We start from the raw sequence: 12,712 nt of genomic DNA on the forward strand, positions 1-12,712 counted from the left end.
GATCCGGGTTCAGGTCGCACGCTTGCCGCATGGATCTCACCGAACAGACCGCGCGCTTCGACCGCGGCTACCGCGAGGGCACCCCGCCGTGGGTGATCGACGAGCCGCAGCCAGCGGTCGTCGGGCTGGAGCGCGACGGCGGGTTCCGCGGCTCGGTGCTCGACATCGGCTGCGGGACCGGCGAGCACGCGGTGTTCCTGGCCAGCCGCGGCTACGACGTGCTCGGCGCCGACGCCTCCCCCGCCGCGCTCGCCTGGGCGCGCAGGCGGGCGGACGAACGCGGCGTCGCGACCCGGTTCACGCAGGTCGACGCGCTCGACCCGGCCGGGCTGGGCACGTTCGACACGATCCTGGACAGCGCGCTGTTCCACGTGTTCGGCGCCGACGACCGGGCCCGCTACGCGCAGGGCCTGCTCGGGCTGTGCGAGCCCGGCGCGGTGCTGCACGTGCTCGCGCTCGCCCGTACCGACGCACCGCCGTTCGGGCCGGTGATCCCGCAGTCGGCGATCCGGGCGGCGTTCGACCGGCCGGGCTGGAGTGTCGAGGCGATCTTCTCGACGACGTACGGCGGCGTCGTCGCCGAGCACCAGGCCGCGGACATCGGGAAGCCGGCGGGCACCCGCGTCGACGTCCCGGCGTGGCTCGCGAGGATCCACCGCGTGGCGGTCCGGCCCGGCGGCTGAGCCGGAAGGCACGATCGTCCGGTGACCACGCCGACCGGACCGTCCGCCGTGCTGGCGAGCCTGCCACCGCCCCAGGAACCCGGAGACGCGGACTGGCCGGGCGTCGACGACCCGGACGCGCTCCGCGCCCTCGTCGCACGCTGGCTGGCGGGGTACGGGTCGGCGGGGACCCGCCGGACCTACGCCTACGCGCTCGGGCTCCCGGTGTCGTGGGCGGACGCCGTGACCGGTGCCGAGCCGGGCGACACCGGCGGTGCGCGCCCGCCAGCGGCGCCCCGCGGCCGTCTGCACCACCTGGCCTGGTTCCGCTGGTGCGCCGCCCGCGCGCTGGACCCGCGGAGGGCGACCGGGGCGCACGTGACCGCATGGCTGCACGCGCTGGACGCGGCGGGCGCCCGGCCGCGCACCAGGGCACGGATGCTGTCCACGGTCGCCGCGCTGTACGCCGACCTCGTCGAGCAGGGCGCCGTCGCCGGCAACCCGGCCGCGCTCAACCGCTCCCGGCTCGGACTGTCCGGAGCGTCGCGCGAGCCGTCTCCGACGATCCGGCTCACGGCCGCGCAGGTCAGGGCGCTCGTCGACGCGGCGGCGACGCTGCCGGACCGCACCCGGCACGCGGAGCTCTATCGCCGGCGCGCGGTGGCCGTCGTCGCGCTGCTGACGCTCGGGCTGCGTGTCTCCGAGGTCACCACCCTCGACCGCGACGACGTCGTGGTCACCGGTGGCGAGCGCGTCCTGCGGGTTCTCGGCAAGGGCGGCAGGCGCCGCGAGGTCTACCTGCCGGCCCCGGCGGCCGCGGCCGTCGACGCGTACCTGGCGCACCGGAGCCCGGACACCCGACCGATCCACCGTGGACGGTCCGGGCCCGGGGAGCCGCTGATCACCCGCCGGGACGGCACCCGCTGCACCCGGTTCGGGCTCTACGCGCTGCTGCGCCGCGTGGCCGCGCACGCCGGCCCGGAGCTCGACGGTGTCGCGGACCGGGTGCACCCGCACGCACTGCGACACGCCTACGTGACGATCGCGCTGGAACACGACGCGCGACTGCAGCACGTGCAGGCCGACGTCGGGCACGCGAGCGTCGCGACCACCCAGCACTACGACCGCGGCCTGCGACGACGCGCGGCCAGCGCCGCGGACGTCGTGTCGGAGGCGATCCACGGTACGGACGCGCTACCCCGACGCGAGTGACACGACGCCGATCCCGTGCACGCCGCCGGACGGCTCCGAGGCGGCGGCCGCCGCGTGCCCGGTGGTCCACACGTCCGGCGACCGGGTCACGCGGATCGAGGGGTACCTGGACACGGCGCAGCTCGCGCCGATCCTGGCGGTGCTCGGCCGAGGGGACGCGCTACGGCCGCCGGGTCGCCGGCACCGGGTACATCCGGATCCAGTCCACCTGCTCCTCGGCCGGGCGCATGGGCGTCCCGGTCGGGGGGAACATGTCCAGCTGTGCCCCGCCGTTGCTGCTGTCCTCGTCGGAGATCACCACGTTCAGGCGGCAGCGCTGGATCCCGTCGACGAACCAGGTCACCGAGTCCGGCTCCCAGTCCACGGCGTAGTTGTGCCACGCCGTCGTGTCCACCGGGAACTGGCAGCCGGTCTGGGTGCCGTCGTGGTGGGCGTTGATCTCGACGACCTTCGCCCCGACGTCGCGCTCGGCGTAGTCGATCTCGGACCGGGTGTAGTCGGCGGAGACCGGGAACAGCAGCGGCACGGCGTGATAGTCCTTGCCGCCTCCCGCCTGCGTCGGGAACGCGCGTTCCCGCACCTCGACGCGGCCGTACCGGAACCCGCCGTGCGCCGACGACAGCCCGCCGGTGACGCCGTCGGCGGTCCCGGTGACGGTCAGGTGCCCGTCGCCCTCCGTGGTCTGGGACCCGCAGCGTTGCCCGTGGCCCGAGTAGCCGGACGAGCACCCGTCGGGCAGGCCGGGCTGGGTCCCGAACTTCTGCCACTTGCCGAGGTCGACGGTGTCGCCGTCGAACTCGTCGGTGTCGACGGGGTCGGGTGTCCCCCAGTTGTTGCGGACCGCCGCCTGGGTCAGGTCCGGCGGGCCGGGCGGAGGGACCGGGGTGCTCGTCGCACAGCCCGTGAGCACGAGGACCGCGGCGATCAGGACCAGCGTCGCGCGCCTCACCGGCCCGCCCCCGGTCGCTGCTGTCGCGCGTACGCCTCCGGTGTCTCCCCGATCGCGGCGTGGAACTCGCGGACCAGGTGCGCCTGGTCCGAGAAGCCGAGCTCGCCCGCGACGTCCGCCCAGTTCACGACCTCGCCGCCGCGGACCCGCTCGGCCGCGTCCAGCAGGCGGTAGCGGCGCAGCATCCACGTCGGGGACACGCCCGCGTACTCGCGGAACAGGCGCTGCAGCGTGCGTGTCCCGACGCCGGCCGCGTCGGCGAGCTGCTCGACCCGGCGCAGTCCGCGGTCGGTCTCGGCGATCCGGGCGACGGCGGCGACCTCGTGTGCCGCCTCGACGCGGCCCGCGGGCGCCCGGTGCAGCACGGACGTGAGCGCGTCCGCCAGCGCGGCCACCCGGGCCGTGTCGTCGTGGGGCGCGGTCACGGCGTCGATCAACGCGGGACCCTCCAGACCGAGCGTGTCCTCGGGGCGCAGCACGCGGTCCGTGCAGTCCTGCGCCGGGAACGTCAGGAACGCGCCGAGCCCGCCGGGCCACGTCGTCGCGGCGATCGTCCAGCCGCGGCGGCGCAGCACCCGTCGGAACAGGTCGCGGGTGACGCCGTACAACCGTGCTTCGACGGCGTCGGGGTCGGCCTCGGTGCTGCCGATCGACAGGTTCGCGCCGGGATGGCTGAGCACGTCCTGGGTGTGCTCGACACCGGACGGCAGCGCCCAGCGCAGCACCCAGAACTGCCGGACGAGCCCGGTCAGCGGCTCCGGCGCCGGGAACTTGTGCAGGCCCGCGACCTCCGCGAAGCGTGACGGCGAGACGATCCCGCGGCTGTCGCGCTCGACCGGTAGCGGGTCGCGGGCCGGGCCGGATCGCGTCACGGCGCCAGCGTAGGGCCGCGGCGCCGACGGACGATCAGCCGTACTGATCGGCAGTCGTGGAGTACACGGTTCGCGCACCGAACGTCCCGCTCCACAGCTGGTGACCACCGGTCGTCAGCGGTCGGGCCGACGGGCCGGGACGCAGCAGTCCGTCGCGCACGGCGCCCCGTTCGCGGTGCACCCGGCCATCGGCTGCGTGCCGAGCCGGCGCGCAGGCCGTCCCTCGGTGTGCTCCTCCACGAGCTCGATCACCATGTCCGCGAACCGCGGGTCCGGACCGGCCGTCGACGCCCTGGCCAGCGCCATGCCGAGCTCCCCTGCCCGTTCGGACGCCTCGTTGTCCAGGTCCCATACGACCTCGACGTGGTCCGAGACGAACCCGACCGGCACCACGACGACGGCGTCGACACCCTTGGCGTGCAACGTGTCCAGATGATCGACGATGTCCGGCTCCAGCCACGGCACCTGCGGCGGGCCGGAGCGGGACTGCCACACGACGTCGAACTCGTCGGTGTTGACGCTCGTTCGGCCCGCGCTCCTCTCGGCGGCCAGCTCGGCGGCGACGAGCGCGGCCGCCTCCCCCACCTGGCGCGAGTAGCGGTGCCCGCCCTCCTCGGGGCGGCCGGCGGAGGCGTCCGCCGAGGTCGGGATCGAGTGCGCGGTGAACACGAGCCGCGCGGAGTCCCGCTTGTCCTCGGGCAGGTCCTCGAGCGCGGCGCGGACGGCGTCGGCGTTGGCACGCACGAAGTCCGGGTGGTCGAAGAAGTGTCGCAGCTTGACCAGCTCCGGGGCGTCGTCGCCGGCCGCCTCCCTGGCCCGCGCGATGTCCTCGTGGTACTGGCGGCAGGCGGAGTAGCCGCCGTACGCGCTCGTCGCGAACACGAGCGCGCGTCGCACGCCCGCCTCGGCCATCTCGCGCACCGCGTCCTGGGCGAACGGGTACCAGTTGCGGTTGCCGAACCAGACCGGGAGCTCGGTGCGCGACGCGATCGCGGCGACCAGCTCCCGATTGCGGGCGTTGATCGGCGAGACACCGCCGAAGTGCCGGTAGTGCTCCTCGACGGCGTCCAGGCGCTCCGGCGGGACGCCGCGGCCGCGCGTCACGTTCTCCAGGAACGGGCGGACGTCTTCCGGGGCCTCCGGACCGCCGAACGACAGCAGGAGGATGGCGTCGTACGGATCGGAGTACTGATCGGGCACGACCCCGATTAGACACCGGTCCCGCCGGTGCCCGCCTACCAGGCGCCCGGCTCGAACTCGGCGGTCATCTCCCGCCAGGAGACCGGCTCGTCGCAGTGCGCGCAGGTCATCCGCGGTTCGGCGGCGTGCCCGCAGCCGCGGTGCACCAGCCGGACCGGCGGCACGTCGTTCTCGTACCGGTCGCCCCACGCCATCAGCGCGACGAGCACCGGGTACAGGTCGGCCCCCTTGGGGGTGAGCGGGTACTCGTGGCGCGTCGGCTGCTCCTGGTACGGAACCCGGTCCAGGATCCCCTCGTCGACGAGCACGCGGAGCCGGTCGTTGAGCACGCCGGAGCCGAGCCCGAGCTTGGCGCGGAAGTGGTCGTAGCGGCGCTCGCCGCGGAAGCACTCGCGCAGGATCATCATCGTCCAGCGCTCGCCGATCACCGACCAGGTCCGGGCGACCGAGCAGTAGACGTCCTGCAGCTCGTCGTGCTTCATGGCCCGAGTGTAGGACACTTTTCGAGTCCCACCAGGTTGCAGGCCTCCCATCGGCTCGTTACGGTCGCACTCGAATCGAGTCCCACCCCTGAAGCGGAGGCCGACGATGCCCTACTACCAGTTCACCGTCCCCACCGGCGGCGCGACGCTGGCGCACAAGCCGGAGATCGCGGCGGCGATGACGAAGGTGCACAGCGAGGTGACCGGCGCGCCCGCCGCGTACGTGCACTGCTCGTTCGTCGAGGTGCCGCCGGGCAGCCTGTTCTCCGCCGGTGAGCCCGTCGAGGGGCCGAAGATGGTCGGGCTGATCCGGGAGGGCAGGTCGGAACAGGTCCGCACGCAGCTGATCACCGAGATCGCCGACGCCTGGACCGAGATCACCGGGGACCGGAAGAAGGACATCGCGATCTTCATCCACGAGGTGCCCGGCGCGAACGTGATGGAGGACGGCGTGATCCTCCCGGACGCCAAGGACGACCCGGGCGCGATCCTCTGACGCCTGCGCCCCACCCTCTCTCCGAACGAACGGCACCATCGGGCAATCTCATTGCCCGATGGTGCCGTTCGTTGTGACGGGGGACGTCACACGCCGACCGCGTGCACCCCGCCGTCGGCCATCACCATCGAGCCGGTCGTCGTCGGCATCCAGTCCGACAGCACGGCGCAGACCGTCTTCGCGACCGGCACCGGGTCGTTCATGTCCCAGCCCAGCGGGGCGCGCTCGTCCCAGACGCCCTCGAACCGGGCGAAGCCGGGGATCGACTTGGCCGCCATCGTCCGCACCGGGCCGGCCGCGACGAGGTTGACGCGGATCCCGTCCGGGCCGAGGTCGCGCGCCAGGTAGCGGGTCACCGACTCCAGGGCCGACTTCGCGACGCCCATCCAGTCGTAGGCGGGCCAGGCCTGGCGGTTGTCGAAGTCCATCCCGACGATCGAGCCGCCCGGCCCCATCAACGGCTTGCACGCCATCGCCAGCGACTTCAACGAGTACGCGCTGACCTGGATGGTCTGCGCGACGTCCTCCCACGTCGCGGACAGGAACGCGCCCTCGCCGAGCGCCCCGGCGGGCGCGAAGCCGATCGAGTGCAGGACGCCGTCGAGCTTCGGGTCGTCACCGAGGTGCTCGGAGACGCGGTCGGCGAGCGAGTCCAGCTGCTCGGAGTCCGACACGTCGAGCTCGACGACGGGTGCGGGCTCCGGCAGGCGCTGCGCGATCCGCTCCACGAGGCGCATCCGGCCGAAGCCGGTGAGCACGACCTGCGCGCCCTGCTCCTGGGCGATCTTGGCGGAGTGGAAGGCCAGCGACGCGTCGGTGATCACACCGGTGATCAGCAGGCGCTTGCCGTCGAGCAGTCCCATGGTGTCCTTTCGGGGTGCGAGCGAAGAGTTAGTGGCCCATGCCGAGGCCGCCGTCGACCGGGATGACCGCCCCGGTGACGTAGCCGGCGCCGGGCGACCCGAGCCACGTGACGACGGACGCGACCTCGGCGGCGTCCGCGAGCCGGGCGAGCGGGATCTGCCCGAGGATCTCCTGGCGGCGCTTGTCCCCCAGCTCGCGGGTCATGTCCGTGTCCACGAACCCGGGCGCGACGACGTTCGCCGTGATCCCCCGGCTGCCCAGCTCGCGCGCGACCGAACGGGCGAGGCCGACCAGCCCGGACTTCGACGCGGCGTAGTTCACCTGCCCCGCGGAGCCGGTCAGGCCGACGACCGACGAGATGAAGATCATCCGGCCGCCCTTGGCCTTCAGCATGCCGCGCGACGCGCGCTTGGCGACGCGGTAGGCGGCCGTCAGGTTCGCGTCCAGCACGGAGGTGAACGAGTCCTCGCCCATCCGCATCAGCAGGCCGTCGTCGGTGATGCCCGCGTTCGACACGAGCACCTCGACCGGCCCGTGCCGGTCCTCGACCTCGGTGAACGCGGCGTCCACCGAGGCGGAGTCGGTCACGTCGCACTGCACGGGCAGGAGCGCGTCGCCGACCTCGTCCTTCCCGGAGCGGTACGTGACCGCCACCTGGTCGCCCTGCTCGGCGAACGCGTTCGCGATCGCGAGCCCGATCCCTCGGTTCCCACCGGTCACCAGCACACTGCGACTCACGGCGGAGAACCTAACGTACGGGCGGGATCCCCGACGGGCCTCACCAGCTCGTGAAGCCTCCCTCGGCGAGCAGGTCCATGCCGGTCAGGTACGCGGACGCGTCGCTGGCCAGGAAGATCGTCGGGCCGACCAGGTCGTCCGGGGTGCCGAGACGCCCCATCGGGGTCTGGTCGCGGAAGCCCTCGACCTTGGGCTTCCACTCCTCCCCGGCGATCATCGCGACGGAGTCCGGGTCGGTCACGTCGGCCGGGATCGAGACGGCCCGGCGCCCGAGCTCCCGGACGCGCGCCACCGTCGTCGCGGATCCCTCGTCCTGGGCGGGCAGGTCCACGACGGACACGTCGGCCCCGTACTCCGCGAGACCGGCCGCGAGGCGCTGTCCGATCCCGCTGCCCCCGCCGGTGACCAGTACCGACCGCCCGTCGAGGCGGAACAGGTCCGCGCTCACCGGAAGTTCGACCGGACGCGGTCGATCACGACGTCCGGCTTCTCGACCATCATGTAGTGTCCGGCGTCCGGCACGTACTCCATGGTGAAGTTCGTGTAGTACTTCGGGATGTGGCTCGAGACGTCCGGCGGGACGACCGTGTCGCCCATCCCCCACAGGAACGTGATCGGCACGTCGGACAGCGTGTTGTCCAGCTGGTTGAACGGCGCGCTGGTCACCGACAGGTTCGCCCGGTACCAGTTGAACCCGCCGTGGACGTTGCCCGGCAGCATGAAGTGGTCCACGTAGATCTCGAACTCCTCCTCCGAGAGCAGCGGGGCCCGGTACGCCCAGTGGTCCAGGAAGTGCCGGAAGTACGTGGCACACGCCTCGCGGCTGGACGAGACCAGCTCGACGGCCATGTCGAGCTGCTGGAACTGCGAGTACCAGGACTCCGCGACGTGCGGCGCGTTCAGGTAGAACGGCCCGAACTCCGGCGTCATCGGGTCGAACGTCATCGCCTTGATCACCCGGTGCCGGTACTTGCGCACCAGCTTGTGCATCATCAGCGCGGCCCAGTCGTGACCGACCAGGAAGGCCTGCTCGATGCCGAGTGCCTCCAGCAGGGCGTCGATGTCGTCGATCGCCTGCTCCAGGGTGTAGAGCGAGGGATCGTTCAGGTCCGGCTTCTCGGAGAGCCCGTAGCCGCGGTGGTCCGGGACGATCACGTCGTAGCTCTCGGCCAGTGGGCCGATCACCTTGTGCCATTCCCACCAGAAGCCGGGCCAGCCGTGCATGAGCACCAGCGGCGGGCCGGACCCCTCACGGACGTAGTGCAGCGTCACCCCCGGGATCTGCTGCTCGTGGTGCGTGAAGTCCTCCGGTCGCCGGATACTCATCGCTCTCCCTTGAGCGTGGATCAGTGTGGCCGGCGTCACACTACGGTAGGCGACGACCCAACGCGATTCCCGCGGCGAGCCCGAGCACGAGCAGCGCGACGCCGCCGATCAGCCACGGTTTGCTGGCGTCGACCTCGCGTTCCTCGTAACCGAGCTGCTCGGAGAGGTCCTCGTAGACGCGTCTCAACTCGTCCTCGCTGGCGGCGGTGAAGAACTGGCCGCCGGAGAGCGTTGCGATCTGCTCCATCGCCGCGTCGTCCACGGCGACGGGCGTGCGGCCGCCGTCGAGGTCGATCGTGCCGTAGTCGGTGCCGAACGAGATCGTGGACACCGGGATCTGCTTGGCCGCCGACTCCTTCGCCGCGGTGAACGACCCGCGCGGCTCGTTCTCACCGTCCGGGCCGGGCACGGTCTGGGTACCGTCCGAGAGCAGGACGATCCGCGCCGGCGGCGGACCGTCCGCGTCCGGTGCCCCGGCCAGCGAGCGCGAGAACGTGTCGATCGACTGCAGCGCCGTGAACACGGCCTCACCGGTGGCCGTCGACTCGGCCAGCTGCAGGTTGTCGACGGCGCGCTTGACGGCGTTCCGGTCGGTCGTCGGCGACACGAGCACGGCGGCGGTGCCGGCGAACGACACGAGGCCCAGGTTCACGCCGGGGGTCAGCTGGTCGGCGAACGACTTCGCGGCTGCCTGCGCGGCCGCGAGCCGGGTCGGTGCGACGTCGGTGGCCTTCATCGACAGCGACACGTCGATCACGAGCATCACGGTGGCCCGGTTGCGCGGCACCTTCGCCATCGCCTGCGGTGCGGCCAACGCGATCGTGAGCACGGCCAGCGCCGTGATCAGAGCGACGGCCGGGACGTGCCGGACCCATCCGGGGCGCCGGGGCGCGACCGTCTCCAGCAGCTCCAGGTTCGTGAACCGCACGACGTCGCGGCGCCGTCGTCGCAGCAGCCACCAGTAGCCGACGGCCAGCGCCGCCACCACGAGCAGCCCCAGCAGCCACCACGGGCTGGCGAACCGCATGGTTCACCGCCCGCCGGGCGTCGGGGACTGCTTGCGCGCCACGGCGAACCGGACGATGTCGGCGACCCAGTCCCGGTCCGTGCGCAACGTCAGGTGCGCGGCCCCGCACCGGCGCAGCGCGGCCGAGACCCGGTCCCGGTGCGCGGACGCGGCGGCGGCGAACTCGCGGCGCAACAGCGGCGTCGTCTCGACCTCGCGCTGCCGCCCGGTCTCCGGGTCGGCGAGCACGACGGTCCCGACGTCCGGCAGCTCCAGCTCGCGCGGGTCGACCACCTCGATCGCCAGCAGCTCGTGACGGGCCCGCAGCGCGCGCAGCGAGCGCTCCCAGACCGGCTCGCCGAGGAAGTCCGAGATCACCGTGACCAGCCCGCGACGGCGTGGCGGTCGGCGGAGCTGGTCCATGGCGTCCGTCAGCACCTCGCCGCGGACCGCGCCCTCCCCGGTCGCGCGCGGGGTCGCCGCGACCCGCCGGACCAGGCCGCGGGCGTGCGCCAGGCCACCACGGGCCGGGAGGCGCTCGGTGCGCTCCCCGGTCGCGACGACGGCGCCGATCCGGTTGCCGCCACCGGTCGTCAGGTGCGCGACGGCGGTGAGCCCCGCCAGCACCAGCTCCCGCTTGTCCCGCTCCGCGGTGCCGAAATCCAGGCTCGGTGACAGGTCGACCACGACCCACGTCTCCAGCTCTCGGTCGGCGATCGTCTCCCGCACGTGCGGCGCCGTGGTACGGGCCGTGACCGCCCAGTCCATCCGCCGGACGTCGTCGCCCGCCTGGTAGGGGCGGGCCTCCCCCGGCTCGCTGCCCGGACCGGGGAGCAGCCCGGTGTGGTTGCCCTGCAACAGGCCGTCGAGGCGGTGCCGGACGGTCAGCTCCATCGTGCGCAGGCCGGCCTCCAGCCGGTCGCGCTCGACGGATCCGACGTCGGTCACGCCGCTCCGCCCGGCGGGGGCGGCATCGCAGGAGCCGGCGCGGCCGACATCGACGGCTGGGCACCCGGACGGGCACTGACCTGCGGCAACGGCACGGTCTGCAGGATCCGGGACACGAGGTGGTCGACCGGGACCTGGTCGGCGACGGCGTCGTAGGACAGCACGAGCCGGTGCCGCAGCACGTCCGGAGCGACCTCCAGCACGTCCTGCGGCAGCACGTAGTCACGGCCGCGGACGAGCGCGAGCGCGCGGGCGGCGGCGACGATGCCGAGCGACGCCCGGGGTGATGCGCCGTAGGCGATCCAGCCGGCGAGGTCGGTCAGGCCGTGCTCGCCGGGCGTGCGGGTGGCGACCACGAGCCGCACGACGTAGTCGACGAGCGCGTGGTGCACGAACACGTTCTCCGCCGACGTCTGCAGCCGGACCAGGTCGGACGGGTTGAGGACGCGCTGGGCGACCGGGGGCTCGGCGCCCATCCGGTAGATAATCTCGCGCTCCTCCTCGATGCCCGGGTACTCGATGAGCAGCTTGAACAGGAAGCGGTCACGCTGCGCCTCGGGCAGCGGGTAGACGCCCTCGTTCTCGATCGGGTTCTGGGTGGCCAGCACGAGGAACGGGTCCGGCATCGGGAACGTCTTGCCGCCCAGCGAGAGCTTGCGCTCGGCCATCACCTCGAGCATCGCCGACTGGACCTTGGCGGGCGCGCGGTTGATCTCGTCGGCGAGCACGAAGTTCGCCACGACGGGACCGAGCTCGATGTCGAACTCCTCGCGGCCCTGGCGATAGATGCGGGTGCCGAGGATGTCCGCGGGGACCAGGTCGGGCGTGAACTGCAGCCGGGAGAACGTGCCGCCGACGACGGTCGCGATCGTCTCCACGGCCAGTGTCTTCGCGACGCCGGGCACGCCCTCCAGCAGCAGGTGCCCGCGCGCGAGCAGGCCGACGAGCATGCGCTCGACCAACCGGTCCTGACCGACGATGACGCGCTTGACCTCGAACACCGCGCGTTCGAGCTGCTCGGCGTCGTGGGCGGGGGTGCTCGCCGGGGTCTCGGCCCCGCCTGGGTCGGATCCGCCGGCGGGCGTGGGAGTGCTCACCGTCGCATTGCACCGTGCACCGCGTGTAGCGGCGGTGAAGATCGCGGGACTCCTCCCGGCGTCACCGGATCACTCGAGGATCAGGATCGCCACCGCGACGAGCCCGACGACGACGATCACGCCCCGCAACACCGTCGGCGACAGCCTCTTCCCGATCTTCGCCCCGAGCAGGCCACCCACCGTCGAGCTGACCGCGAGGACCAGGATCACCCACCAGTCCACCGGCGCGACCACGGCGTAGATCGCGCCCGCGACGAGGTTCACGACGGCGGCCAGCACGTTCTTGAACGCGTTGAGGCGCTGGAGCGAGTCGGCCACCAGCAGGCCCATCGCGGCCACCAGCATGATCCCCTGCGCGGCCGTGAAGTACCCGCCGTAGACGCCGATCAGGAAGATCAGGAAATAGAGCAGCGGCGACGACTCACGCGTCACCGTGCGCTGCTTGAGCCGCGTGGTCAGCAGCGGCTGCACGGCCACCAGCACGATCGCCAGCAGCACGAGGACCGGCACGATCGTCTCGAACGCGTCCTGCGGGAGCGAGAGCAGCAGCACCGTGCCGCCGATCGCGCCGAGGAACGACGCGATCCCGTACCGGATCAGCCGCGACCGCTGGCCTTCCAGCTCCGAGCGGTACCCGAACGCCCCGGCGATCGTGCCCGGCGTCAGTCCGACGGCGTTCGACGTGGTCGCGACGAGTGGTGGGTAGCCGAGTGCGACCAGCACCGGGAACGTCACCAGCGTCCCGGACCCGACCACCGTGTTGATCGTCCCGGCCCACAGCCCGGCGAGCGCGATCACGACCGCGTGCCACCACTCCACCTGCCGCACATTACGAACCGCAACGGCGCGCGCGCTCGGTG

The 12,712-nt window shown here is 72.7% G+C and carries 15 protein-coding genes; 3 read left to right on the plus strand and 12 right to left on the minus strand.

The genetic code is table 11. The features are described 5' to 3' along the window. The first annotated feature begins 29 nt into the window (after positions 1–29). Positions 30–683, plus strand: a complete 654-nt coding sequence (locus tag EV378_RS00450) for a class I SAM-dependent methyltransferase (RefSeq protein ID WP_132420747.1) — start codon at positions 30–32, stop codon at positions 681–683. A gap of 21 nt (positions 684–704) precedes the next feature. Beyond that, positions 705–1,874, plus strand: a complete 1,170-nt coding sequence (locus tag EV378_RS00455; RefSeq protein WP_132420749.1) for a tyrosine-type recombinase/integrase — start codon at positions 705–707, stop codon at positions 1,872–1,874. A 160-nt stretch (positions 1,875–2,034) separates the two neighbouring features. Here EV378_RS00455 and EV378_RS00460 read toward each other — a convergent pair whose 3' ends face one another. The 4 genes from EV378_RS00460 to EV378_RS00475 form a co-directional block, all read right to left on the minus strand. Beyond that, the gene (locus EV378_RS00460) at positions 2,035–2,823 is read right to left on the minus strand and encodes a glycoside hydrolase family 16 protein (RefSeq protein ID WP_165922081.1); all 789 of its coding nucleotides are present in this window, start codon (positions 2,821–2,823) and stop codon (positions 2,035–2,037) included. Then, positions 2,820–3,695 carry a helix-turn-helix domain-containing protein gene (locus tag EV378_RS00465; RefSeq protein WP_165922082.1) on the minus strand — a complete coding sequence of 292 codons (876 nt, stop codon included), beginning with the start codon at positions 3,693–3,695 and terminating at the stop codon, positions 2,820–2,822. Before EV378_RS00465 ends, EV378_RS00460 begins: the two co-directional genes overlap by 4 nt. Before the next feature lie 114 nt (positions 3,696–3,809). Next, entirely contained in the window at positions 3,810–4,895 is a 1,086-nt protein-coding gene (locus EV378_RS00470) for a ferrochelatase (RefSeq protein WP_132420755.1), read from the minus strand. A 35-nt stretch (positions 4,896–4,930) separates the two neighbouring features. Further along, positions 4,931–5,377: a winged helix-turn-helix transcriptional regulator gene (locus EV378_RS00475; protein ID WP_132420757.1), complete on the minus strand. Its 447-nt coding sequence runs from the start codon at positions 5,375–5,377 to the stop codon at positions 4,931–4,933. A gap of 106 nt (positions 5,378–5,483) precedes the next feature. Here EV378_RS00475 and EV378_RS00480 point away from each other — a divergent pair, with 106 nt between their 5' ends. Continuing rightward, on the plus strand, positions 5,484–5,873 hold the full coding sequence (locus tag EV378_RS00480; RefSeq protein ID WP_132420759.1) for a tautomerase family protein: 390 nt from the start codon (positions 5,484–5,486) through the stop codon (positions 5,871–5,873). 86 nt (positions 5,874–5,959) lie between these two features. Here the strand turns inward: EV378_RS00480 and fabI are convergent, their stop codons facing one another. From fabI to EV378_RS00520, 8 genes are all read right to left on the minus strand, one after another. Next, positions 5,960–6,736, minus strand: a complete 777-nt coding sequence (gene fabI, locus EV378_RS00485; protein ID WP_132420761.1) for an enoyl-ACP reductase FabI — start codon at positions 6,734–6,736, stop codon at positions 5,960–5,962. Positions 6,737–6,764: 28 nt separating this feature from the next. Next, positions 6,765–7,475 carry a 3-oxoacyl-ACP reductase FabG gene (gene fabG, locus EV378_RS00490; protein ID WP_132420763.1) on the minus strand — a complete coding sequence of 237 codons (711 nt, stop codon included), beginning with the start codon at positions 7,473–7,475 and terminating at the stop codon, positions 6,765–6,767. A gap of 40 nt (positions 7,476–7,515) precedes the next feature. After that, positions 7,516–7,923: an SDR family oxidoreductase gene (locus EV378_RS36665; protein WP_132420765.1), complete on the minus strand. Its 408-nt coding sequence runs from the start codon at positions 7,921–7,923 to the stop codon at positions 7,516–7,518. Continuing rightward, complete coding sequence (locus EV378_RS00500) at positions 7,920–8,801, minus strand: alpha/beta fold hydrolase (protein WP_132420767.1); 882 nt, start codon at positions 8,799–8,801, stop codon at positions 7,920–7,922. Before EV378_RS00500 ends, EV378_RS36665 begins: the two co-directional genes overlap by 4 nt. 40 nt (positions 8,802–8,841) lie before the next feature. Continuing rightward, positions 8,842–9,828 (minus strand): VWA domain-containing protein, encoded by a 987-nt coding sequence (locus tag EV378_RS00505; protein ID WP_132420769.1) that lies wholly within the window; start codon positions 9,826–9,828, stop codon positions 8,842–8,844. A gap of 3 nt (positions 9,829–9,831) precedes the next feature. Beyond that, positions 9,832–10,701 carry a DUF58 domain-containing protein gene (locus EV378_RS00510; RefSeq protein WP_132427180.1) on the minus strand — a complete coding sequence of 290 codons (870 nt, stop codon included), beginning with the start codon at positions 10,699–10,701 and terminating at the stop codon, positions 9,832–9,834. A gap of 50 nt (positions 10,702–10,751) precedes the next feature. Then, positions 10,752–11,852 carry an AAA family ATPase gene (locus tag EV378_RS00515; RefSeq protein ID WP_132420771.1) on the minus strand — a complete coding sequence of 367 codons (1,101 nt, stop codon included), beginning with the start codon at positions 11,850–11,852 and terminating at the stop codon, positions 10,752–10,754. A 69-nt stretch (positions 11,853–11,921) separates the two neighbouring features. Further along, the gene (locus tag EV378_RS00520; RefSeq protein ID WP_132420773.1) at positions 11,922–12,671 is read right to left on the minus strand and encodes a sulfite exporter TauE/SafE family protein; all 750 of its coding nucleotides are present in this window, start codon (positions 12,669–12,671) and stop codon (positions 11,922–11,924) included. Between the last annotated feature and the right edge of the window lie 41 nt (positions 12,672–12,712).

This window comes from Pseudonocardia endophytica (genome assembly GCF_004339565.1).
GTDB lineage: Bacteria > Actinomycetota > Actinomycetes > Mycobacteriales > Pseudonocardiaceae > Pseudonocardia > Pseudonocardia endophytica.

What these genes read in the sequence shown, in the direction of transcription:
- EV378_RS00450 (WP_132420747.1), top strand. Translation starts at nt 30, where the DNA reads ATGGATCTCACCGAACAGACCGCGCGCTTCGACCGCGGCTACCGCGAG.
- EV378_RS00475 (WP_132420757.1), bottom strand. Translation starts at nt 5,377, where the DNA reads ATGAAGCACGACGAGCTGCAGGACGTCTACTGCTCGGTCGCCCGGACC.
- EV378_RS00480 (WP_132420759.1), top strand. Translation starts at nt 5,484, where the DNA reads ATGCCCTACTACCAGTTCACCGTCCCCACCGGCGGCGCGACGCTGGCG.
- fabI (WP_132420761.1), bottom strand. Translation starts at nt 6,736, where the DNA reads ATGGGACTGCTCGACGGCAAGCGCCTGCTGATCACCGGTGTGATCACC.
- EV378_RS00500 (WP_132420767.1), bottom strand. Translation starts at nt 8,801, where the DNA reads ATGAGTATCCGGCGACCGGAGGACTTCACGCACCACGAGCAGCAGATC.
- EV378_RS00505 (WP_132420769.1), bottom strand. Translation starts at nt 9,828, where the DNA reads ATGCGGTTCGCCAGCCCGTGGTGGCTGCTGGGGCTGCTCGTGGTGGCG.
- EV378_RS00510 (WP_132427180.1), bottom strand. Translation starts at nt 10,701, where the DNA reads ATGGAGCTGACCGTCCGGCACCGCCTCGACGGCCTGTTGCAGGGCAAC.